The sequence below is a fragment of the Micromonospora sp. LA-10 genome (assembly GCF_051853095.1).
Taxonomy (GTDB): domain Bacteria; phylum Actinomycetota; class Actinomycetes; order Mycobacteriales; family Micromonosporaceae; genus Micromonospora; species Micromonospora echinospora_A.
The window spans coordinates 6,288,353-6,310,547 of record NZ_CP195710.1 but is presented as its reverse complement, the minus strand read 5'-3'; the positions used below and the strand labels follow the sequence as shown (position 1 = coordinate 6,310,547).

17 protein-coding genes and 1 pseudogene are annotated in these 22,195 nt (G+C 73.3%); 3 read left to right on the top strand and 15 right to left on the bottom strand.

From position 1 onward, the window contains the following. Positions 1-20: 20 nt before the first annotated feature. The gene (locus ACSDG8_RS29280; protein ID WP_439427447.1) at positions 21-2,237 is read right to left on the bottom strand and encodes a carbohydrate-binding module family 20 domain-containing protein; all 2,217 of its coding nucleotides are present in this window, start codon (positions 2,235-2,237) and stop codon (positions 21-23) included. Positions 2,238-2,526: 289 nt separating this feature from the next. Next, the gene (locus ACSDG8_RS29275; RefSeq protein ID WP_247678080.1) at positions 2,527-3,156 is read right to left on the bottom strand and encodes a hypothetical protein; all 630 of its coding nucleotides are present in this window, start codon (positions 3,154-3,156) and stop codon (positions 2,527-2,529) included. A 239-nt stretch (positions 3,157-3,395) separates the two neighbouring features. On the opposite strand from ACSDG8_RS29275, the gene ACSDG8_RS29270 reads away from it, so the two are divergent. Beyond that, positions 3,396-4,361 carry an AraC family transcriptional regulator gene (locus ACSDG8_RS29270; protein WP_439427446.1) on the top strand — a complete coding sequence of 322 codons (966 nt, stop codon included), beginning with the start codon at positions 3,396-3,398 and terminating at the stop codon, positions 4,359-4,361. 59 nt (positions 4,362-4,420) lie between these two features. On the opposite strand, the gene katG is transcribed toward ACSDG8_RS29270, so the two are convergent. The 8 genes from katG to ACSDG8_RS29230 all read right to left on the bottom strand — a co-directional run bounded on the left by katG (position 4,421) and on the right by ACSDG8_RS29230 (position 13,936). After that, on the bottom strand, positions 4,421-6,697 hold the full coding sequence (katG, locus tag ACSDG8_RS29265) for a catalase/peroxidase HPI (protein WP_210892300.1): 2,277 nt from the start codon (positions 6,695-6,697) through the stop codon (positions 4,421-4,423). 23 nt (positions 6,698-6,720) lie between these two features. Beyond that, complete coding sequence (locus ACSDG8_RS29260; RefSeq protein ID WP_210892298.1) at positions 6,721-7,149, bottom strand: Fur family transcriptional regulator; 429 nt, start codon at positions 7,147-7,149, stop codon at positions 6,721-6,723. A 133-nt stretch (positions 7,150-7,282) separates the two neighbouring features. Further along, on the bottom strand, positions 7,283-8,284 hold the full coding sequence (locus ACSDG8_RS29255; protein WP_210942388.1) for a glycoside hydrolase family 11 protein: 1,002 nt from the start codon (positions 8,282-8,284) through the stop codon (positions 7,283-7,285). Between the two features lie 346 nt (positions 8,285-8,630). Continuing rightward, positions 8,631-9,110, bottom strand: a complete 480-nt coding sequence (locus tag ACSDG8_RS29250) for a hypothetical protein (protein WP_210892294.1) — start codon at positions 9,108-9,110, stop codon at positions 8,631-8,633. A gap of 45 nt (positions 9,111-9,155) precedes the next feature. After that, positions 9,156-10,808, bottom strand: coding sequence for a class I adenylate-forming enzyme family protein (locus tag ACSDG8_RS29245; RefSeq protein ID WP_439427445.1), 1,653 nt, complete (start codon positions 10,806-10,808; stop codon positions 9,156-9,158). Positions 10,809-10,924: 116 nt separating this feature from the next. Continuing rightward, positions 10,925-11,689 (bottom strand): ABC transporter permease, encoded by a 765-nt coding sequence (locus ACSDG8_RS29240; protein ID WP_210892292.1) that lies wholly within the window; start codon positions 11,687-11,689, stop codon positions 10,925-10,927. A gap of 23 nt (positions 11,690-11,712) precedes the next feature. After that, complete coding sequence (locus ACSDG8_RS29235) at positions 11,713-12,690, bottom strand: ATP-binding cassette domain-containing protein (RefSeq protein WP_439427444.1); 978 nt, start codon at positions 12,688-12,690, stop codon at positions 11,713-11,715. An 85-nt stretch (positions 12,691-12,775) separates the two neighbouring features. Beyond that, positions 12,776-13,936 (bottom strand): glycosyltransferase, encoded by a 1,161-nt coding sequence (locus ACSDG8_RS29230; RefSeq protein WP_439427443.1) that lies wholly within the window; start codon positions 13,934-13,936, stop codon positions 12,776-12,778. A gap of 71 nt (positions 13,937-14,007) precedes the next feature. Between ACSDG8_RS29230 and ACSDG8_RS29225 the strand changes: the two genes are divergently transcribed. Further along, entirely contained in the window at positions 14,008-14,946 is a 939-nt protein-coding gene (locus tag ACSDG8_RS29225) for a 3-oxoacyl-[acyl-carrier-protein] synthase III C-terminal domain-containing protein (protein ID WP_210892286.1), read from the top strand. Positions 14,947-14,960: 14 nt separating this feature from the next. Continuing rightward, positions 14,961-16,124 (top strand): 2-hydroxy-acid oxidase, encoded by a 1,164-nt coding sequence (locus ACSDG8_RS29220; protein WP_439427442.1) that lies wholly within the window; start codon positions 14,961-14,963, stop codon positions 16,122-16,124. On the opposite strand, the pseudogene ACSDG8_RS29215 reads toward ACSDG8_RS29220, so the two are convergent. The 5 genes and pseudogenes from ACSDG8_RS29215 to ACSDG8_RS29195 all read right to left on the bottom strand — a co-directional run. Further along, a pseudogene (locus ACSDG8_RS29215) lies at positions 16,035-16,937 on the bottom strand (aminotransferase class I/II-fold pyridoxal phosphate-dependent enzyme); the annotation flags it as partial. The gene ACSDG8_RS29220 and the pseudogene ACSDG8_RS29215 sit on opposite strands and share 90 nt — an antisense overlap. 44 nt (positions 16,938-16,981) lie before the next feature. Beyond that, positions 16,982-18,253, bottom strand: a complete 1,272-nt coding sequence (locus tag ACSDG8_RS29210; protein WP_439427441.1) for an FAD-dependent oxidoreductase — start codon at positions 18,251-18,253, stop codon at positions 16,982-16,984. After that, positions 18,250-19,950 (bottom strand): prenyltransferase/squalene oxidase repeat-containing protein, encoded by a 1,701-nt coding sequence (locus ACSDG8_RS29205; RefSeq protein WP_210892281.1) that lies wholly within the window; start codon positions 19,948-19,950, stop codon positions 18,250-18,252. Before ACSDG8_RS29205 ends, ACSDG8_RS29210 begins: the two co-directional genes overlap by 4 nt. After that, entirely contained in the window at positions 19,947-20,984 is a 1,038-nt protein-coding gene (locus tag ACSDG8_RS29200) for a UbiA family prenyltransferase (protein ID WP_439427440.1), read from the bottom strand. Before ACSDG8_RS29200 ends, ACSDG8_RS29205 begins: the two co-directional genes overlap by 4 nt. After that, positions 20,981-22,000: a polyprenyl synthetase family protein gene (locus ACSDG8_RS29195; RefSeq protein WP_439427439.1), complete on the bottom strand. Its 1,020-nt coding sequence runs from the start codon at positions 21,998-22,000 to the stop codon at positions 20,981-20,983. Before ACSDG8_RS29195 ends, ACSDG8_RS29200 begins: the two co-directional genes overlap by 4 nt. Positions 22,001-22,195: the final 195 nt, after the last annotated feature.

The window sequence follows — 22,195 nt, the reverse complement described above, 5'->3', positions numbered from 1 at the left end:
GGGGGCGGGCCGCACGATCGTCAACGCCAGGTGTCGGTGACGGCGCGGGTGCCGCCGGCCGGCGTGGTGAGCGTCCGGTTCGTGCCGGACTCCCAGGTCACCGTCCCGTCCGGGTTCTTCTTGACGTACTTGTACTCGACAGCGGTGTTCGCGGGCAGGTCGACGGTGGCCCGCCAGACCGGGTACGCGGCCGACGAGAGCGCCACGGCCGCGGCCGGGTTCCAGCTGCCGAGCGCCGGCGTGTTGCCGACGACGAACACGTTCTGCCCGTAGACGGTGGTCGCGGTGACGGAGAACGTGGTGGCGACCGCCGTGGAGACGGTGTCCCCACGGAACGTCTCGGTCACCGCGTACGTGCCGGAGGCCGGGGTGGTGAGCGTCCGGTTCGCGCCGGACTCCCAGGTGACCGCGCCGGCGGCGGTCAGCTTGACGAACTTGTACTCCACAGCGGTGGACCGGGGCAGGTCGACGGTGGCGCGGTAGACGCCGCCGCCCTGCGCGGTGAGCTTGACGCCGCCCGCGGGCGTCCACGACCCGAGCGCGGGGACGCTGCCGACGACGCGGACGTCCTGCCCGGCGGCCAGGTTCGCGGTGACGGTGAACGTGGTGGCGATCCGGTCACTCGGGCTGACCGTTGGGGACGCGGTCGGCGAGGCCGTCGGCGACGCGGTGGGCGACACGGTCGGCGAGGCCGTCGGGGACGGGCTCGCGCCGGGACGTGCGTTCACGTGGATCGCGACCGCGTCGTTGGCCGGGACGGTGACTGTGGCCCGGCCGCCGGACACGGTCACCGTGCCGCCGGTGCAGCCGCTCGCGGTCGCGACGCCGGAGATGACGTCGCAGTAGCGGCCGTCGGCGAGCCCGGTGGTGAAGGCGGCGGTGGTGGCGGACCCGGAGTCGTTGATGCCGATCCAGGCCCGGTCGCCGCGGTGGAAGCCGATCACGTTGCTGTTCACAGTGGTGAAGTCCGAGACGGTCTTCACCGGGCGGGCGGCGTTGGCCCAGCCGACCATGCCCTTGACGCCGGTGGTGCGGCTCAGGCAGGTCCAGGCGGCGCCGCAGACCGTGTCGGTGACCCGTCCGGTGCCGTCGTGCGGCGGGGACTGGTTGCGGTTGGACCAGGTGAAGCTGTCGTACACCGACGGCTTGCCGTGCGGGTAGGCCAGCGCGAAGTAGTTGGCCAGCACGTAGTCGGTGCCGTTCTTGTACGACAGGACCACGCCGTCACGCTCCAGGTCGTGGTTGGTGACCATGGCGAAGACGTTGGCGCCGGGCGCGTCGAGGTTCCAGTTCGGCACGTTCGCCAGCGCCGAGACGGAGCCCTGGAACGCCGAGCGGATGCCCTTGGCGTACGCGAAGTCGAGCACGTCGCCGTTGCCGATGTACGCGCGGGCCTGCAACGCGGGGTTGCTCGCCCCGTCGAAGATCTCCTGCGCGACGTACGGACGGCGGCCCTCGACGACGGTGTTGTTCAGCTTGCCGAGGATGGCCGCGAAGTCGTCCTTGCGGATGTGCTTGACCGCGTCGACCCGGAAGCCGTCGACGCCGAGCCCGATCAGGTCGTTGAGGTACGCGGCGATCTTGTTCCGGACCGCTTCCTTTTCGGTGTAAAGGTCCGACAGGGACAGCAGCTCGCAGCTGGTCACCTGGGCCTCGTTGTTCCAGTCGCTGATCGTGCCGCCGGTCGGGCAGTTGTCGCCGGGGCGGTGGAAGTCGCCGGCGCCGTACGGCACGGCCGGGTAGCTGTAGCCGGAGAACTCGGTGCCGGCGTAGCCGCGCGAGCCGGCCGGGTTGTTGGTGCCGGCCATGTGGTTGACCACCGCGTCGACGTAGACGCGCACACCGGCGTTGTGACAGGCGTTGACCATGGCCGCAAACTGCTGGCGGTTGCCGAAGCGGCTGTCCAGCTTGTACGACACCGGCTGGTACACCTCGTACCAGGGGTAGGCGCCGTCGGCGCTGGCGGGCAGCTGCACCGACTCCTGGGGCGGGGCCACCTGAACCGCGCCGTAGCCGGCCGGTCCGAGGTGGTCGGTGCAGGCGGCGGCGACCGAGGTCCAGTTCCATTCCCAGAGGTTGGCGGTCACCTCGCTGTCGTTGAGCACGACGGCGGCGCGGGCGGGTGCGGCGGTGGTGGTGGCGGCCGCGACGGCGACCGTGCCGCCCGCCGCGACGAGCGCGGCGGCGAGCAGCAGGCGACCGGCACGGCCGCGGGGGTGTGGCCTGACGGAATGCATGGCTGGGGGACCTCTTCCGTGGGTTCGAAAGGGTGAGCGGGGGTGGGGCGGCCGTCCCGGGTAGCGAACACCATGCGACATTCATGAAAGGCTTTGCAATACCTTGCGGCAAAGTTTTCGAAACCAGCAGGCAACACCGAGGCGCTTGGACGGCTTTCCCCCTGGCTTTATCCACGCAGGACGGTGCGAAGCGGGCGTCGGCGCGAGTCCCGAGGCCCGGGAAGGCCGGGCTGCTTCGCGGGACGGCCGCAAGTTCCGAGCAGGTTTTCCAACGTTTGCAGCCGGACGGTCAGTACCGCCGGCGCGGCAGCCATCCCAGGAAGCGCGCCCTGGCCTGGGCGAGCGGCATGGCCGGCATGTCCTTGGTGGCGGCGACGAGGCAGGCGCCGAGATAGACGGCGAGCCCCGCTGTCGTGCCGCCGAACTCGACGAGCAGCTGGCTCTGCTTGGTGGGACAAGGCCAGGCGGCGGCGCAGCCGCTGCACTGCCAGCTGGGCGGCAGCGGCAGGTGCGCGGGCGGGGCGTAGCGGCGGGCCGCGCTGTTGCGGCTTCGCCGGTCCGGGCGCCCGGCGTCCCGCGCCGGCCCCGCGAGACGCTGGCGGGCCCGGGTCAGCGCCGCGCCGACCTGGACCAGCGCCTCCACACCCACCCGCTGGGCCAGCACGGCGGTGAGCAGGTGATGCCCCAGCGCGTCGAACTCCGCCAGGGTCCATTCGCGCCGCTGGCAGAACTCGCGCAGCGCGTGGCCTTCGGCGCTCGACGGATGCGCCAGGGCTTCCTGCAACGTCTCCCGCACCGCGGCGCCCAGCGCCGGCTCGTGCCCGCGGAGCCGGCCCACCACACGATGATCGTCCACCAGTTGCCGGAGCGAGTCCGCGGCCGCCTTCCGGGCCACGTCCCGCGCGTACGCCATGTCCACCTGCGCCCCCTCGACCCCTCGCGACGAGCCACAACGGCGTCGACTTTCCCGCACCGTCCTATGCGGAGCTAGACCCGTCAGCGCACAGAAGGTGCGCCACTGATCGCTTAGCGCAAAAACCATTGATGGGATTCGGGATATGCAGGAATCCCATCAGGCAATAGCATTGAGAGAGGTGAGAATGTTTCGCGCTCGTTACGACGACTTCCATTTCCGGGCGAATGCGGCAGGAGGGCGACGTGAGGTCCCACTCCATCGCCAGCCACCACTTCAGCAGCCGGCGGCCGGACCTCATTCACCATTACCTCACCGAGGCGTACGGCACGCAAGGCATGCGCATCCGCGGCGGCGGCGGGTACCGGCTCAGCCACCGCCGGCTCAACGCCGGCTCGTTCCGGATGGACCAGGTGGCGCAGTCCGGCGATCTGCGCATCGAAGTCGAGCAACTCGATTCCGTCGTCGTGTGCCAGAGCACAAGCAGCATGGTGAGCCGTGTCAGTGACGGCGAACTGCGTCCCTTCCGCCCCGGGGACGTGTTCCTGAACGCGCATCCGGGCCGTCCGTACCGGATGCGGTGGCGCCGCGGCGAGGTGCTCCTGGTCCAGTTGGACATCGGCCTGCTGCACCAGGTCGTCTCCCCCGCGCCCGGCCGCCGGCCCGCGCCGATCCGGTTCACCGACCTCCAGTCGGCCTCCCCGGTCCTCGCCGAACACTGGCGGTCCACCGCCCGCTACGTCCGCCACGCCGTGCTGGGCAACCCCGAGGCGAGCCGCCAGCCGCTGGTGCTCGGCACGGCGGCGCGTACCCTCGCGACGGCCGCGCTGGCCGTCTTTCCCAACACCGCGCTGACCGACCCGACGCGCCAGGACCGGCGGGACGCCGGAGCGCCGGCGCTCCGGCGGGCCATCGCCTTCATGGAGGAGAACGCCCACCGGGACATCAGCCCGGCGGACGTGGCCGTCGCCGCCGCCGTGTCCGTGCGATCCCTGCAACTGGCCTTCCGGCGGCATCTGGACAGCACGCCGGCGGCCTACCTGCGGCGCATCCGGCTGGAGCGGGCCCACCAGGAGCTGTGCATGGGCGACCCGCGACGCGAGACGGTCAGCCGGATCGCCACCCGCTGGGGTTTCCTGAGCCACAGCAGGTTCACCGCTCACTACCGGTCCGTGTTCGGCATCCCGCCGAGCCGTACGCTGCACGGCTGACCGGACGAGCCCCGGCCCGTCGCGGCGCGACGGACCGGGGCTCGCTGATAATCGACGGATCAGGCCAGGTCGAAGCGGTCCAGCTCCATGACCTTCGTCCAGGCGGCGACGAAGTCGCGGACGAACTTCTCCCGCGCGTCGTCGCTGGCGTAGACCTCGGCGAGCGCCCGCAGCTGCGAGTTGGAGCCGAAGATCAGGTCGACCGCGGTGGCGGTCCACTTCACCTGGTCGGTCGCCAGATCCCGGATCTCGTACACGTGCTCCTCGGACTCCGACGTCTTCCACCGGGTGCCCGGGGAGAGCAGGTTGACGAAGAAGTCGTTGGTGAGCACGCCGGGCCGGTCGGTGAGCACGCCGTGCGACGCGCCGCCGACGTTGTTGCCGAGCGCGCGCAGGCCGCCGACCAGCACGGTCATCTCCGGCGCGGTCAGGTTCAGCATGTACGCCCGGTCAATGAGCAGCACCTCCGGCTGGGTCTTCTCACCCGGCCGCAGGTAGTTGCGGAACCCGTCGGCGCGCGGCTCCATCACCCGGAACGACTCGACATCGGTCTGCTCCTGGGTGGCGTCGGTACGCCCCGGGTGGAACGGCACGGTCAGCTCGACGCCGGCGTCCCGCGCCGCCTGCTCGACAGCGGCCGAGCCGGCCAGCACGATCAGGTCCGCCAGCGAGATCTGGGCGCCGCCCGCGGCGTTGAACTCCTGCTGGATGCCCTCCAGGGTGGCCAGCACGGTGGCGAGCTGCTCCGGCTGGTTGACCTCCCAGTTGCGCTGCGGCTCCAGCCGGATCCGCGCGCCGTTGGCGCCACCGCGCTTGTCGGTGGAGCGGTAGCTCGCGGCCGAGGCCCAGGCGGTGGAGACCAGCTGGGCGGTGGTGAGGCCGGACTCCAGCACCTTCGCCTTGAGCGCGGCGACGTCGGAGTCGCTCACCAGCTCGTGCGCGACGGCCGGCACCGGGTCCTGCCACAGCTGGGCCTCCGGCACCCAGGGGCCGAGGAAGCGGCTGACCGGGCCCATGTCACGGTGCAGCAGCTTGTACCAGGCCTTGGCGAACGCCAGCGCGAACTCGTCCGGGTTCTCCAGGAAGCGGCGGGAGATCTTCTCGTACGCCGGGTCGACGCGCAGCGACAGGTCGGTCGTCAGCATCGTCGGCCGGTGCTTCTTCGACGGGTCGTGGGCGTCCGGGATGATCGCCTCGGCGTCCTTGGCGACCCACTGCTTGGCGCCACCCGGGCTGGTGGTCAGCTCCCACTCGTAGCCGAAGAGGATCTCGAAGAACCGGTTGGACCACTGCGTCGGCTTGTCGGTCCACGTCACCTCGAGACCGCTGGTGATCGTGTCGCCGCCCTTGCCCTTGCCGTACGTGCTGAGCCAGCCCAGGCCCTGCGCCTCCAGCGGCGCGGCCTCCGGCTCGGGGCCGACGTGCTGGTCGGCGGGGCCCGCGCCGTGGGTCTTGCCGAACGTGTGGCCGCCGGCGATCAGCGCGACGGTCTCCTCGTCGTTCATCGCCATCCGGCGGAACGTCTCGCGGATGAAGTGCGCCGCCGCGAGCGGGTCGGCGTTGCCGCGCGGGCCCTCCGGGTTGACGTAGATCAGACCCATCTCGGTCGCGCCGACGCCGGCCGTCATCTCCTTCTCGGAGGCGTAGCGCTCGTCGCCGAGCCAGGCGTCCTCGGGGCCCCAGAAGATCTCCTCCGGCTCCCAGACGTCCTCACGGCCGAAGCCGAAGCCGAAGGTCTTGAAGCCCATCGACTCCAGGGCCACGTTGCCGGCGAGCACCAGCAGGTCGGCCCAGGAGATCTTCTGGCCGTACTTCTGCTTGACCGGCCAGAGCAGCCGGCGGGCCTTGTCCAGGTTGGCGTTGTCCGGCCAGCTGTTCAGCGGGGCGAACCGCTGGCCGCCGTCGCCGGCGCCACCGCGGCCGTCCTCGATGCGGTAGGTGCCCGCGGCGTGCCAGCTCATCCGGATCATCAGGCCGCCGTAGTGGCCGAAGTCGGCCGGCCACCAGTCCTGCGAGGTGGTGAGGACCTCGGTGATGTCCCGCTTGAGCGCCTCGACGTCGAGCGTGGCGAACTCCTTGGCGTAGCTGAAGTCCGGGCCGAGCGGGTTGCCCTTGTGCGAGTGGGCGTGCAGCACCGACAGGTCGAGCTGGTTGGGCCACCAGTCGCGGTTGGTGCGCGGACGACCGCCGGTCTTCGGGGTCGGCGAGTCGATCGCCGGGTTCTCGCTCTCGCTGCCGTGCGCGGTCACGGAGTCGTGCGCGACCGGGCAGCCGGCCGCCTCCTTGGCGTCCACGCCCTGCGGGCTGACGGGCCGGTTGTCCTGGGTGTCGCTCATCTGTTTCCTTCCGAACTGGCGGATCACTGGGCGGTGCGGTCGGCCGCGCAGCCGGGGCAGGTGCCCCAGTAGACGACCTCCGCCTCGTCCACCACGAAACCGTGGTCGTCGGAGGCGGTGAGACAGGGGGCGTTGCCGACGGCACACTCGACGTCGGCGATGGCGCCACAGGAACGGCACACGACGTGATGGTGGTTGTCTCCCACCCGAGACTCGTAGCGGGCCGTGGCGCCGGCCGGCTGGATGCGCCGGATCAGGCCGGCGTCGGTGAGTGCCCGCAGCACATCGTAGACCGCCTGGTGGGACACGGTGGGCTGCTCTGCGCGGACCAGCGCGATCACGGTGTCGGTGTCGACGTGCGGGTGGTCGCGCAACGCCGCGAGCACCGCCAGCCGGGGCCGGGTCACCCGCAACGAGGCCGCCCGGAGCTGCGTCTCGAAGTCGGCCGTCATGCGACGACCTTAGCCCGGTCTTTTGGAATGAATCAAGTTTTTGCCCAGGTGTGTCGGCCACCACCGCGGCCGTCCGCACACACGAAAACGGGGGTGCCGCGCCAGGCGCGGCACCCCCTCCCCGGAAGAGGGTTCAGGCGGCTGAGCAACTCGCGGTGGGCGTGTTGCTGTTGCCGTTCTTGTAGAGCGTGATGCCGAAGTTGTTGCCGTTGCCGTTGGGACGTGCGGTGAGCGTGCCGCTGGTGCCGCTGACCGACGCGTTCCAGCTGTTCTGCAGGCTCTGGCCGCCCTGGGTCTGGATGCTGACGACCCAGTTGCTGGTGCCGCTGACCGAGAAGGTCACGTTGAACCGGTCGCCCCACTCCTCGGCCCGGCTGACGCTGACCGTGCAGCCACCGTTGTTCGGCGGCGGGGTGGTCGGGTTGCCGCCACCGGTCCCGCCGATCGTGATGTTGGAGTTGCCGCTGCTCTGGTAGCCCTCGGTGGCCAGGATCTGGTAGTCGTGCGAACCGAGGTTCATGCCGTAGCGGGACCAGGCGTCGAAGTGGTTGCCCGAGGTGATCGTGCCACCCACGCGCTTCTGCTGACGGACGCTCCAGTACTGGTAGAACGTCCGCGTGCCCTCGATCGAGGGGGCGTTGACCCGCTGGGTGCGGTAGACGTCGTACGTGCCGCCGTCGGAGGACACCGAGCCCATGTAGCCGCTGCCCGGCGGGCGCCAGCTGCCCCAGCTGTCGACGATGTAGTACTCGACGAGCGGGTTGCGGGTCCACCCGTAGAGCGTCAGGTAGGCGTTGCCGGACGGGTTGAAGCTGCCGGAGTAGCTGACCGTGCGGCGGCCGCCCGGGTTCCAGCCCTTGCCGGCGACGAAGTTGTTGATGTTGCTCCACTGGGTGCTGTACTGACCACCGTTGCCCATGGTCATGGAGACGTTGCCACTGTCCTTCCAGAAGGAATAGAAGTAGCCGTTGTTGGTGCCGGTCGAGTTCGACGTGACGGTGGTGTCGGCGTAGGCCGGGCCGGACATGACCGCCGTCGTCCCGGCGGCGATCAGCGCCACGGCACAGGCGCCGCCGAAGAGCATCCGGAGGCGTCCGCGCCTGCGGATGCCCGGGCGGACGGGGGCGTCGTTCATGGACGGGTTTCCTCCCTGTGACGGCTGGCGCGGCCAGCCGGGTGGCGCGAGCTGCGAGCGCTCGTCCCTGATGGACGGCGGGACGGGCGACGCCGCGCCACGGCGGTGGACGGAAATCGACGTCAATCGAGATACGCCGATGGCCACAGTATTGGAGGATCGATTCACCGTGTCAACAAGTTCCGGAAATGTTGTGGAAACCCGAAGTACCATAAATCGGGCGTAGCGCTGCCGAGCGAGCCTGGCGAAGTCCTTCCGGAGGGATAGAGAGCGGGCTCGGGGAGTGGTGGCGACCGGAAGTTTCGGTGGCTTTCCGGATCAAGCCCGGACCCGCGCCCGGGCGCCGCTATCCGGTCGAGCCCAGCATCACCCCGAACACGCCGCAGCAGGCCACCCCGCCGACGACGAGCGTGAGGAGGGTGACCGAGTAGTTCGACCACAGGCCGAACCGCGTCACGTCGGTGCCGTACCCGTCGTGGACCCGGTTGCGCCACCCGCCGAAGCGGAACACCAGGTGGTGGGCGGCGCCCGGCTGGACCATGAGCGACGTGGTCATCAGCGGGACGCCCATGAAGTCGGTGTAGCGGATGTCGTGCCCGCCAGCCGGGACGGCGACGTGCCACGTGCCCTCGCCCGGGATCGCGACCAGCTGGCGGTCGATCTTGAAGCGGCTGGTGACCGGCGCGGGAATCATGTACGGCCCCCGGTTCACCGAGACCACGAGCACGCCGCACCCCGGCGGCGGGGCGATCGGGTGCGGGTAGGCGACCAGCGGGATGACGCCACCGTGCATCGGCGGGTACGGCTGCGAGGGGAGGTAGGACACGGCCAGATTCTGGCACGGTCGCGCCAGGTGTCGATCTCCCCCGGATCAGTCCGCGCCCGGCGCAGCGGCGCCAGCAAGCAGGCGCTGTCGCATCAGGAACTTGCGGACCTTGCCGGTGGGTCCCATCACCACGTCGTCGTCCGGGACGGTCACCACCCGGCGCAGCGTCGCGGCCACCGCCGGGCCGAGCGCGGCCCGGACCCGGTCGGTGCGGTCGCGCGCCGGATCCGCGTCCTCGGCGAGCAGGAGCAGCACGTCGGTCACGGTCGTGCCGTCCTCCCCCGCCGCCGCGACCACTGTGCAGTCACGGACGTCCGGGCAGTGCCGCAGGACGCGCTCCTCGGACAACGCGGTGTACAGCCAGGTCCCTCCACCCAGGTCGACCGCGTCGCTGGCCCGGTCGACGTGGTGGTAGTTCCCGTCGGCGTCGCGGTACATCAGGTCACCGGTCAGGTAGTAGCCGCCCAGCCGGGTGCGGTACGTGGTGACCGAGTCGTTCCAGTACCCGAGCGCCAGCGTCGGCGACTTCAGGCCGACGTGCCCCACCTGCCCCGGTGCGACCTCCTCGCCGGTGTCCACGTCGAGCAGCGCGATCTCGGCGAACGGGTACGGCCTGCCGACGCAGCGGTCGTAGCGGTCGCTGCCCAGCCGGTGGGTGATCCGGAACGCGCCGTGCCCCATTTCGGTCGAGCCGAGCATGTCGACGAACTTCGAGCCGGGGACGTCGACCATGCCGTCGCGGGTGTACGCGGGATGGCTGCCGACCGCGACCAGCCGGCGTACGTGCGACTCGTGCGCGCAGTCACCGGTGTTGAACCAGTTGCGCACCGAGCTGAGGTCACGGGTGGTGAGGTCGACCCGGGCCAGCTCGGACCAGGTCACCGCGAAGCCGAAGACGCCGGTGGGGCGCCACCGTTCGATCGCGTCCAGGATCGTCTCGGCGCTGCGCGCGAACGGGCCGCCCTGCGCGGACAGGCAGAGCAGCTGGTAGCCGTTGCAGAGCGCCTGGTTGAGCGTGATGATGCCGGCGGCGTGCGCGGCCGGCAGCGCGGACATCTCCCGGACCTCGCCGTACGGCCGGGACTCGGTGAGCCGGACCGCGCGGATCGCGGCGAACAGGCCGTGGTGCGAGTGGACGATCGCCGCCGGCACCCGGGTGGTGCCCGAGGAGTGGGTGATGACCACCGGGTCCTGCGGGTGGTGCCGGTGGTGCGGCGGGGCCTGCGCCGGGTCGCCGGCGCCGGTGTGCGCCGCGTCGCCGAGGACCGGTGCGCCGAGGTCGTGCCCGGCCAGGGCGGCGTGGTCGGCGTCGACCACCACCCCGGTGCCGCGCAGCCGCCGCACGAACTCGGCCGCCAGCTCGATCGGCATGTTGCCGTTCATCAGCGCCGGGATCGCGCCGAGCCAGGTCAGCGCCAGGAAGTTGAGGAACACGTCGGGCGCGGAGGTCACGTACACCGCGATCGGGTCGGCCCGGCGGACGCCGCGCTCCCGGAACCACGCCGCCCGTGCCGCGACCCGCTCGGTCAGGGTGGCGAGCGACAGCGGCGTCCACGCGGGGATGCCGTCGACGTCGACGTCGAACGTCACCCGGGGCATGTCCATGTCGGCGCCGTGCTCGGCCAGCCGGAGCAGCACGTTGCCCGCGCCCAGCTCCATGTCGGCCGCCAGCGTCGCCCGGAAGTTGTCGGCACCCAACGAGTGGCCTCCTCAGCTGACACACGTCACGGCCGCGCCCCGTACCGGCCGCCGAGCGGGGACACGATCAGGCTAGAGCGCCCACCACGCTGAGACAATGCTCGATGTACGCTCGGTCAGGAGACGTCGCGGTTGAACAGGTGCGACGACCAGAACAGGCTCGCCGCGGCCAGCCCGGACATGATCAGCGCGCCCTGCCACACCACGGCCTGGGTGATGTGGCCGGCGAACAGCGCCCGCATGCCGTCGGTGGCCCAGGCGAACGGGTTCCACACCGCGACCCGCTGGATCCACATCGGCGCCAGCACGAGCGGGATGAGCACGCCGGCCAGCAGCGACACCGGCTGCCCGACCGTGTTCACCAGCACGCCGAGGCTGTTCTCGTTGCGGACCAGCAACGCGATGTCGTACGAGATCGAGGTGCTCAGCAGCACCATCACCGACAGCAACGCGTACGACACCAGCAGGTTCGCCAGGTGCACCCGCAGGCCGAACGGCAGCGCCACGAGCGTGACCACCATGGCCTGCACCACGTTGAGGCACACGTGCATCAGCGCCCGGCCCAGCAGCAGGCCGGTGCGGCTCACCGGCGTCACCCGGCACCTGTCGATGATGCCCGCGCGCAGCGCGCTGAGCAGCCCGTAGCCGGCGAACAGGCCGCCGAACAGGCCCATCGCCACGAACAGGCCGGGCACGTAGATGCGGTACGCGTCGGCGTAGGTCGAGGCGCCCCGGTCGACCATCACCACCTTGAGGAACGGCGCGAAGAGGATCAGGTAGGTGATCGGCTGGGCCAGGCTGAACGCCACCATCACCGGGTTGCGCACCATCAGGCCGGCCTCCTGCTGGAAGATCAGCCAGGTGTCGCGGACGAGTTTCACGCCGTACTCCTCTCGGCGTCCGGTCACTCCGCGAGCGACCGGCCGGTCTTGGCCAGGAACACGTCGTCGAGGCTGGGCCGGCGGGCCTCGATCGCGCCGGGCTCGATGCCCCTGTCGTAGAGCGCCCGCATGACCTGCGGGATGGCAGTGGCGGCGCTGTCGACGTAGAGCCGCAGCGTGCCGTCGACCGGCTCGGCCGCGTGCACGTACGGCGCCTCGGCCAGCAGTTTCGTCGCGACCGGCAGATCGCCGCCGGTCTCGTCCGCGACGTCGGCGGAGGCGAAGTCGACAGCGACCACGTCGCCGGAGATCTCACGCTTGAGCGCCGACGGGGTGCCCTCGGCCACGATCCGCCCGGCGTCGATGATCGAGACCCGGTCGCAGAGGCTGTCGGCCTCGTCCAGGTAGTGCGTGGTGAGGAAGATGGTCATGCCCTCCTCGCGCAGCCGCCGGACCTCCTGCCACATCCGCACCCGGCTGGGCGGGTCGAGCCCGGCGGTGGGCTCGTCCAGGAACATCACCTGCGGCGAGTGGATGACGCCGAGCGCGACGTCGAGGCGGCGGCGCTGCCCACCCGAGTACGTCTTGATCTTCCGGTCGGCGAAGTCGTCGAGCTGGAACGCGCGGATCGCCGTGACGGCCAGCTCCTGCGCCACCGATTTCGACAGCCCGTGCATCCGGGCCTGGAGCACCAGGTCCCGCCGGGCGGTGGAGTCGTCGTAGGTGCCGCTGGCCTGCGCCACGAAGCCGATCCGCCGCCGTACCTGCGCGGGCGCGCGCAGCAGGTCGACCCCGGCGATGGTGGCCACTCCCCCGCTGGGCCGGATCAGCGTGGCGAGCATCCGCAGCGTGGTGGACTTGCCCGCGCCGTTCGGGCCGAGGAAACCGACGATCTCGCCGCGCCGTACCGCGAAGTCGACGCCGCGCACCGCCTCGACTGTGGTGGCGCCACGGCCACGTCCGACCCGGAAGGACTTGCGTAGGCCGGTGGCCTCGATCATCGAGCCTCCTCGTGCGGCGCGACGCCGGCGCGGGTGCGTCAGGTCAGGCTAGTTCGGCCCCGACGGTTGGACAACGGTCGATGCGTCAGGCCTCGGCGGCCGTCCGGGCCAGCGCGGCGAGACGGGCCGCCGCCGCGCGGGCGCCGCCGGCCGCCGCGAACGACTCCCCCACCCGGCGCGCTCCCGCCCGGTACGCCGGATCGTCGAGCACCGCGCTCAGCGCGGCGGTCAGCTCCGCCGGGGTCGCCGAGTGGAAGGAGACCTCCAGTCCGGCCCCGGCCCGGCGCACCTGCCGCGCCACAGTGGGGTGGTCGTGCCGGATCGGCGCGACCACCACCGGCACGCCGTGGGCGAGCGCCTCGGACACCGTGCCCAGCCCGCCGTGCGACACGAGGGCGTCCAGCCGGGGCATCAGCTCCAGCACCGGCACCCGGGGCGCGACGAGCACGTGCGGCGGCGGGTCGGGCACCAGGCCGGCGCCGGCGACGAGGATCACCTGGACCCGGTCGGCCAGCGGCGCGGTCGCCGCCGCCACCCGCCGGTAGAAGTCGGCGGCGAGGTGCTCGGCCATCGTGCCGACGGTGACCAGCACGTGCCGGCGGCCCGGATCCCACTGCGGCCAGGCGAACGCGGGCGCGTTCGGCCGCCGTCCCAGCGCCGGGCCGGTGAGCACGCAGCCGGGCGGCAGCGGCGCCGGGCCGGTGAGCGCCGTCGTGGTCAGGCCGATCACGAGGTACGGCGAGAAGCGCAGGTCGACCGTCTCGTCCACCGGCAGGTCGGTCATCGCCCACACCCGGCGGACCTGGGCGCCCACCCAGTCGGCGAACTCGGGCATCTCCTCGGTCGGCGGCGTCAGCTCCAGCACGCCGACGCAGAACGTCGCCCACGGCAACCCGCGGCGGTGCGCGGCGAGCGCGCCGGCCAGCGCGTACTGGTCGGCCACCACCACGTCCGGCCGGTACCGCTCGACGGCCGCGTCGGCGGCGTCGCGGATGAACCGGTTCGCGGGCAGCACGTGCCCCTCCCAGAGGCTGCGCACCGCTGCCATGCCGGACTCGCCGTCGGAGCGGTAGTAGCGCTTGCCGGTCGGGAACAGCGTGGCGTCCGGGCCGACCAGCGGGCGCAGGTCGCTGCGCGGCCCGACCCAGGCCACCTCGTGCCCGGCCGCCTCCAGCTCCTGGGCGATGGCGACCGGGGCGTTCAGATGGGACTCCACCGGCAGGACGACGAACAGGAAGCGAGCCACGTCGATATGATCGCACGCGCGTTGACATCCATCGGCGTCACTGATCTGATCCGTGTCGTGACGGTACGCGCATGACGGCGATCGACGCCGTCTCGGTGTTCCTGCCGCGGCGCCGGGTGCCGGTCGAGAGCCTGGCCGCGCCGCTGGGCCTGACCGACATGCAGGTCCGCCTGTTCCGCCGCTTCCACGGCCTGACCGAGGTCCGCCGCGACCCCGACCTGTCCCTGACCGACCTGCTGCTGCACGCCGCGGACGGCCTCACCGCGCTGCGCGCGCTGCGGCAGCGGGTGCGGTTCGTGGTGTACGGGCGGGCCTTCCCGGTCGTCACCCCCTATCCGGTCAACCCGCTGCACGAGGTGTGCCGCACGCTCGGGCTGGGCCACGCGCTCGCGTTCACGCTCACCCAGCAGTCCTGCGCCAGCGCGCTGGCCGCGATCGACGTGGCCGGGCGGCTGCTCGCGTCCGAACCGGACACGCCGGACGGCCCACCGCTGGCGCTCGTGCTCACCGGGGAGAAGGCGTTCACCCGCGACGCCCAGTTCATCCCGGAGACGTCGGTGTTCAGCGAGGGCGCCTCGGCCTGCCTGCTCAGCGCCGGCGGCGGCCGGGACCGGCTGCTCGCGTACGCCTGCCACCAGCGCGGCGAGTTCGACGTGGCCGGCGGCGAGTCCCCGGCGAGGTTCCAGCGGGCGTACCGGCCGGCCTTGGCCGAGGTGATCGGCCGGGCGCTGGAGCGGGCCGGCACGGCGCTGTCCGAGCTGCGGCTCGTGCTGCCGCACAACGTCAACCTGATGACCTGGAAACGGCTGTGCCGGCTGATCGGGCTGCCGCTGGACCGGGTGCTGCTGGACAACGTCACCGAGACCGGCCACGTGTTCTGCGCCGACGCGTTCGTCAACTACCGCACCGCCCGGCAGCGCGGCCTGCTCCGCCCGGGCGACCGGTACCTGGTCGCGGCGGTGGGCGCCGGGGACGGCGCGACGTTCGCCGCCATGGTCTTCGAGCACTGAACGGCGGAGGTCACATGACGACCGGAATCCGCCTGCTGCGGGCCGCGCGGCGCACGTTCACCGGCCCGGCCGCGCTGCTCGGCGACCCCGTGCTGCGCGAGCGCGCCGCCGGCTACCTGACGGACCTGACCCGGCCGTACGGGCTGCGGGTGCCCGGCGGCCTGTTCAACGCGCCCTCGGCGGCGCTGGGCCAGTCGTACGGGGAGATGGCCGCCGAGCTGATCCCCGCCGTCGTACCGCCGGACGAGCCGGTGGACCTGCTCGTGCTGGCGTTCGCCGTGCACGACATGCTGCCCGGCCGGGCCACCGCGGCGTATCTCAGCCACGTCTGCCCGGGCACCCCGATGTCGTTCGCGCTCTGCGACCAGGGTTCGGCTGCGGCGTTCACCGGGCTGCGGATCGCCCGCGAGTACGGGTGCCGCCGCGCCCTGCTGGTCACCGTCGAGCAGGCGGTCCTGCCGTACGACGCGGCGGTGGCCGTGCCGGCCCGCCACCGGGCCGTGGCCATGCTCTACGGCGTGACGACCGCCGGCGCCGCCCGCCACGGCGACGACCGCGCGACCGGCGGCCGCACCGACGGCGACGGCGACGGCGACGGCGACGGCGACGGCGACGGCGACGGCGACGGTAAGGCTGGCGGCAGCGGCGACGGTCGGGCCGGCGGTCCGGAGCGAATCGGGCTGGGCGGCGGAGCGCGGGTCACCGCGCTGCGCCAGCACGCGGACGTCCGCGGGGACGACGTGGCTGCGCTCGCCGCGGCCGAGGTGGCCGACCTGGCGGCCGGGCGCGGCGACGTCGCGGTCGTGCTCGGCGCGGACCTCGCGGCGGCGTGGCCCGGTCCCGGCAGCCACGCGGTGACGACCGGTCCGGGGAGACAGCCGTCCACCGGTGTCTGGTGGGCGCTGCTGGACCGGCTCGCCGGGGACGCGGCGCGGCCCCGGACCGTCCTGGCCGCCGACTACGAGCCCGGCCTGGGCTACCTGAGCGTGGTGGCGCTGGCGCCGGTGGACCGGTCAGAGCCCGTCGGCGAGCGCCGCGCGGACGAACGCGAGCAGCCGCTCGTTCGCCTCCGGGGAGCCGACCGTGATCCGGACCCCGGCGCCGGGCAGCGCCATGACCAGGATGCCGGCCTCCCGGGCCCGGTCGGCGAACGGCACGGCCCGCTCCCCCAGCGGTAGCCACACGAAGTTGGCCTCGCTGGGCGCCACGGTGAGCCCGAGGCCGCGCAGCGCGCCGATCAGGCGGGTACGTTCCGCCACCAGCTCGGTGCACCGCCGGGTCAGCTCGGCGCCCACCTCCGGCGTCAGGCTCGCCACCGCAGCCGCCTGGGCGAGCGCCCCGGGGAAGAACACCGCACCGGTGAGCGCGGCGGCCCGGGTGAGCCGGGGCGGCACCACGGCGTACCCGACGCGCAGCGCGGCGAGCCCGTACGCCTTGGAGAACGTGCGCAGCACGCAGACGTTGTCGTACGCCCGGTACAGGTCCATCCCGTCCGGCGAGCGCGGGTCGGTGACGAACTCGCGGTACGCCTCGTCCACGATGACCGGCACGTCGGCCGGGATCCGGTCCAGGAACGCCTCGACGTCGTCGCGGCGCAGCGCCGCCCCGGTCGGGTTGTTCGGGTTGCACAGCAGCACGCAGCGGGTCCGTTCGGTCACCGCGTCCGCCATCGCGGGCAGGTCGTGGGCGTACCCGTCCATCGGCACCGGCACGGCGCGGGCGCCCGCGTTGCCGATGATCAGCGGGTAGCCCTCGAACGACAGGGCCGGATGGACGACGTCCGGCCGGGGCCCGAGGGACTGCACGAGGTGCTGGCACAGCCCGGCCGAGCCGGGGCCGACGAGGATCGACTCCGGTCCCACACCCAGCCGCTGCGACAGCGCGGCCACCAGCGCCGCCGACGTGCGGTCCGGGTAGCGCTGCAGCGCCGCGGCGGCGTCGGTGACCACCCTTCGGACGCCCGGCAGGGGCGGGTAGGGAGTCTCGTTCATGGACAGGTCGGCCGGCGGGTGCGTCCCGACGGCGGTGCCAGGCGTCATTGTCGCTCACTTTCCGAGGGGACCGGCGGGGTGTGCGCGTGCCGGTCGGCCAGGAGCCCGAGCTGGTAGAGCCGGTCGACCGCGGACAGCGGCCGGACGGCGGTGCCGGAGAGGTTGCCGGCGGTGAGCCCGAGCAGGCGGGGGTTGGCGGCGGTGCGGCGCATCATCCGCGCGCCGAGCAGCTTCGGCAGCCCGGACACCGCGGTGATCATGCGGGAGGCGTTGTGGCTGACTGTCGCGACGTGGTCCAGGCGGGGCCGCCGTGCCGCCTCGAAGGCGAGCAGCGCCCGGTCCACCGCTTCCGGCTCCGGCGTGCCGCCCTGCGCCGCCAGGCAGGCGGCGAGCGTCTCGGCGTCGCCGAGGGAGCTGTTGACGCCCTGCGCCGCCATCGGGTGCACCGCGTGGGCCGCCTCGCCGGCGAGCGCGAGCCCCGGCACGGCCAGGCGCGCGCTGCGCAGCCGGTAGACCGCGAGCAGCTGGCGCCGGTCCAGGCTGGCGCGCAGGGCCGCGCCCAGCGGGCGGATCGCCGGCACGTCGGCGAGCAGCCGGTCGCACCACGCGCCCAGGTCGACGCGTCCCCGGAACTCGTCCGGCGCCACCTGCGCGTACAGGCGGCACCGCCCGCCCGGCAGCGGGTAGACCAGGCAGAGCCCTCGGCCGGTGCGGTAGGCGGACACCTCCTCGGCCACCTCGGCGCCGGTCACGTCGAAGGCGACCAGGCCGTGCGGGTACTCCTGGCGCCGCACCCCGATCCCGGCGCCGCGGCGCAGCGGTGACGACATGCCGTCGGCGGCGACCACCAGCGGCGCGCGGATCTCCTGCTCGGCGCCGTCCGCGACGACCCGGACGCCGCCGACGCGCCCGTCGCCGTCGCGCAGGACGTCTGTGACCCGCGCTCCCCACCGGATGCGCACGCCGGGGGGCAGCCGGTCGGTGAGCACGCGGCGCAGGTCGCCGTAGTCGGCGCAGAGGATCTGCCGGTACGCGCCGGGCAGCCCGGCGTAGTCCAGGCAGAGCAGCGGCTCCCCGGCCGGGTCGCGGATGGCCAGCCGCCCGACCGGGCGCGCGCCGGTGGCCCGCAGGGCGTCCAGCAGCCCCCAGGAGTCGAGGATGCGTACCGTCTCGGGCTGCAGGATCTCGCCCTTGGCGATCGACGCGGGGGTGCGCTGCCGGTCCAGCACCAGGACCCGCAGGCCGAGCGCGGCGAGCGCCCGGGCGCAGGCCAGACCGCCGGCGCCCGCGCCGGCCACCGCCACGTCGGTGGTCATCGGGTCACCGCGCCCGGCGCGACGTCCGGCCGCGCGGCGGCGCCCCGGCGGTACTCGCCGAGCGCCCGCAGCGCCAGCGCCTGGGTGATCACCGCGTTCGGGTAGCGCATGTGGTGGCGGATGTAGTTGCACACCCGGGCCGCCGGCCAGGTCCCGTCCGGCCCGGCCGCCGAGACCAGCCAGGCCACGCCCCGGTCCACCGCGCCGGCGGCGTCCGGGTCTCCGGTGGCGAGCAGGCCCTGGACCGCCCAGGACGTCTCCTCGACCGAGCCCGCGGTGCCGTCGCCCGGCCCCCACGAGCCGTCCGGCAGCTGGGTGTCGCACAGCCACCGGGCCGCCCGGCGCACCACCTCGTGCCGGGCGCGCCCGACCCGGGACAGCGCGCCGACCACGACAGCGGTGCCGGAGGTGTGGTCGCGGTACCAGAGGTTCTCGAACGTGCCGTCGGGCGCGGCCCGGGTCAGCAGCCAGGCCGCCGCACGGGCGATCGCGGGGTGGTCGTCCGGGTGGCCGGCGTCGTGCAGCGCGAGGATCGCCTGGCTGGTGATGGCCGGGCAGGGCCCGTCGTTGGCGAGCCGGGTGTCGCGTACCCACAGGCTCCACGAGCCGCGGCTGTCCTGGCGGCCGACGAGCCACGCCAGCCCGTCACGCAGGACCGGGTCGGCGTCGGCGCCGGGGAAGCCAGCCAGCGCGGAGAGGATCTCGGCCGACTCCAGCGTGACCGGCCAGCCACGCGCGTTCGAGTAGCTCCACCCGCCCGGCGGCACGTCCAGCACCTCGAACGCCTCCGGTTTACGGCCGGCGTGCAGGAACTCCCGGGTCGCGCGCAGCCGGGGGTCGTCGGCGTACCCGGCCGCGATCAGCCCGGTCGCCGCGTACCCGGTGCGGGTCAGGTCCAGGTTGGTGACCGCGTCCCAGGCGCCGTCGGGGCGTACCGCCCGGCGCAGCCAGCCGGCGACGGCGCGGGCGATGTCCGGCGCCTCACCGCTGCGGGCCAGGCCGAGCAGCACCAGCGCGGCCGGCCACGGGTCCTCGCTGAGCGCGCCGGTGCCGCCCTCGTGGTCGTGGATGGACCGCAGCAGCCGCAGCGCCACCGGCCGGGCCCGGCGCAGCGTGGCCCGGCGCAGGCGGCCGGTGGGCAGCAGGTCCGCCTGCATCAGGGCGAGCCCGACGAACGGCGCGGTACGGAACGACAGGCGCTGCCGGCGTACCCGGTCGAACAGGACGATCTCCAGTGGCAGCCGGCGCAGCGGGCCGGCCTCGGCGGTCATCCCGGCCATGGTGAGCAACTGGCGGCAGAGCAGGGAGATGGCCGGGTCGGTGACGGTGTCGACGCCGCCCAGCGCGGCCAGCCGGGCCCGGCCCGCCGCGATCGCCTCGGCGCCCTCGGACGGCGCGGTCAGGGCCAGCGCCGCGATCGCGACGGCGGTGGGCACGACAGCGGTTTCGGCGCCCACCACGCCGCCCCAGCCGCCGTCGTCGTGCTGCTGCTGGCGCAGCCACGCGGTTCCGGCGTCGACCAGGTCCGCGCAGCCGGCCGGGTCGGCGGCGTGCAGCGCGGCCACCGCGCCCGCGGTGCCCAGCACCGAGGCGGGCGGGTCGTCGCCGAAGGCCCCGTCGGGGCGACGGCGGCGGAACAGCGCCTCGGCGCCGGCGGTGACGGCCTTCCCGACGGCCTCGGCGGTCACAGTGGTCATCGGGCGTCCTCCACCGGTACTCGACTGTGTGTGGCGAGGGTCAGGCCCGCGACCGGCGGGCCGAGTTCGTGCCGGGCGCGCATGGCGCGCTGCGCGACCCAGGTCAGCACGACCATCGGCAGCGCGAGCGCGAGCTGCACGGCGAAGCCGAGGCCCAGCCCGACCGCCGCCGAGGCCAGCGCGACCCGCTCGACCACCAGGACCGAGTGCGCGCGCAGCGCCACCACGACCGGCATGCCGCCGCGCCGCCGCACCAGCGGGGCCAGCGCGACGACGCCGGTCAGCACGACCACGAGCACGGTGACCAGGTACGCGGTCCGCGCGCCCCGGCCGGCGAGCAGTCCGGCGGCGACGGCGGCGGCGATCGCGACGGCGTAGAGCGCCAGCACGGTCCGCACCGCGAACGGGACGCCCCGCCCGACCGGCAGCGTCCGGTAGCCGCCGGCGCGGTCACCGTCGATGTCGCGCAGCGCGCCGACCAGGTTGGACATCGCGTCGTGCGACCAGAACGCGACGACGAGCGCGAGCAGCACCGGGGCCGCCGAGGCGTGGTCCGGCGCGAGGCCGGCGGCGAGCGCGCCGTAGACGAGCGCGACCGCGCCGAGCGCGCCGCGCACCAGGTTGCCGGCGATGCCGCGGGCCTTGAACCACCTGCTGTACGCGACGATGCCGAAGCCGGCCAGCAGCGCGGCCAGTGTGGTGCCCCACCCGCCCAGCACGGCCAGCACGCCGAGCAACGCGAACCAGGCGCAGCCGCACCACAGCGCGGTGCCCGCGCCGAGGCGGCTGGAGGGGATCGGCCGGTGCGGTTTGCTGCCGGCGTCCAGGTGCCTGTCGAAGTAGTCGCCGAGGTAGTGACCGCCGAGCCAGCCGGCGGTCGGCGCGGCCCACGCCGACAGCAGCACCCACGGATGGTGCGGGCCGCCGGCCACGGCGGCGCCGGCCAGCCCGACGAGCCCGACGTACCAGAGGGTGTAGGGACGCCAGGTCTCGACGTGGGCCCGCAGGGCCCGCACGGCGGCGGCCGTGCTCACGCCGTCCCGCTCGTCATCCAGGCCGCGATGCCGGTGAGCACGTCCGCGCCGGCGGACGGGGTGAGCACGGCCAGCTCGGCACGGGCCAGCTCGGCGTGCCCCACCATCCGCAGGCGGGCACCGTCGACCGCGCCGACGTCGCGCAGCAGCGCGGCGATCCACTCGACGTCGCCGGGACCGGCGCCGCGCCGGTGCAGCACCGCCAGCAGCTCCACCCGGGTCGCGTCGGTGACCGCGTCGTACGCCAGCAGCAGCGGCAGCGTCGGGCGGCCGTTGTTCAGGTCGCTCGTCGCGGGCTTGCCGGTCTGTTCCGGGGTGGCCAGATAGGACAGCAGGTCGTCGCGGATCTGGAAGGCCATGCCGAGGTGCTCGCCGTACCGGGCCAGCGCGGAGGCCACCGGCTGGTCCGCGCCGCCGAGCAGCGCGCCGATCTCGCACACCGCGCGGAACAGCGCGCCGGTCTTGAGCCGGATCATTTCCGGGTACCAGCGGGCGCCCGCGTCCAGGTCGCCGACGAGCCGCGCCTCCAGCGCCTGCCCGCGGCACAGGTCCTGTCCCGCCTCGGCCAGCGCGGTCACGGCCGCGACGACAGCGCCCGGGGGCAGGCCCCGGCCGCCCTCCACGACGGCCTGGAAGGCGTGGAAGATCAGGTGGTCGCCGGCCACGATGGCGCCGGGGATGCCGTACGCCACCGGGACCGCCGGGCGGCCGCGGCGCAGCGTGTCGGCGTCGATGATGTCGTCGTGCACGAGCGTGGCGACGTGCAGGTACTCGGTGGCGAGCGCGGCGGCGAGGACGTCGTGGGGCGAGCCGCCCACCGCCTCGGCCGCGTGCAGCGTCATCATCGGGCGCAGCATCTTGCCCGCCGGCAGCAGCGCGTACCGCACGATCGCGTCGAGCTGGTCGGGTGTCTCGGGCCATCGCCGTCCGAGTTCGGCGCGCAGCAGCCGCCCCGATTCGCTGCGGGCGAGATCGTCGATGAAGGGCGGATATCGCGTGGAGCCAGCAACCGTCATGACGCGTCGACCCTTTCGCGAGGGATCGGCTAGTCGCCACGCGAGACGTTACCGGTGACCCCCTCCGCGAACAACCATTGATAAATGTGCACGGATATGGGTGGGCGCAAATGTCGTGACCGCAATTCTCAGCACATTGACCGATGCCCAGAGAAATCCGCCGTTCCACCCAGGGCCGCCATGTCGATGCATATA

What these genes read in the sequence shown, in the direction of transcription:
- ACSDG8_RS29280 (WP_439427447.1), bottom strand. Translation starts at nt 2,237, where the DNA reads ATGCATTCCGTCAGGCCACACCCCCGCGGCCGTGCCGGTCGCCTGCTG.
- katG (WP_210892300.1), bottom strand. Translation starts at nt 6,697, where the DNA reads ATGAGCGACACCCAGGACAACCGGCCCGTCAGCCCGCAGGGCGTGGAC.
- ACSDG8_RS29260 (WP_210892298.1), bottom strand. Translation starts at nt 7,149, where the DNA reads ATGACGGCCGACTTCGAGACGCAGCTCCGGGCGGCCTCGTTGCGGGTG.
- ACSDG8_RS29255 (WP_210942388.1), bottom strand. Translation starts at nt 8,284, where the DNA reads ATGAACGACGCCCCCGTCCGCCCGGGCATCCGCAGGCGCGGACGCCTC.
- ACSDG8_RS29235 (WP_439427444.1), bottom strand. Translation starts at nt 12,690, where the DNA reads ATGATCGAGGCCACCGGCCTACGCAAGTCCTTCCGGGTCGGACGTGGC.
- ACSDG8_RS29225 (WP_210892286.1), top strand. Translation starts at nt 14,008, where the DNA reads ATGACGGCGATCGACGCCGTCTCGGTGTTCCTGCCGCGGCGCCGGGTG.
- ACSDG8_RS29220 (WP_439427442.1), top strand. Translation starts at nt 14,961, where the DNA reads ATGACGACCGGAATCCGCCTGCTGCGGGCCGCGCGGCGCACGTTCACC.
- ACSDG8_RS29210 (WP_439427441.1), bottom strand. Translation starts at nt 18,253, where the DNA reads ATGACCACCGACGTGGCGGTGGCCGGCGCGGGCGCCGGCGGTCTGGCC.
- ACSDG8_RS29205 (WP_210892281.1), bottom strand. Translation starts at nt 19,950, where the DNA reads ATGACCACTGTGACCGCCGAGGCCGTCGGGAAGGCCGTCACCGCCGGC.
- ACSDG8_RS29195 (WP_439427439.1), bottom strand. Translation starts at nt 22,000, where the DNA reads ATGACGGTTGCTGGCTCCACGCGATATCCGCCCTTCATCGACGATCTC.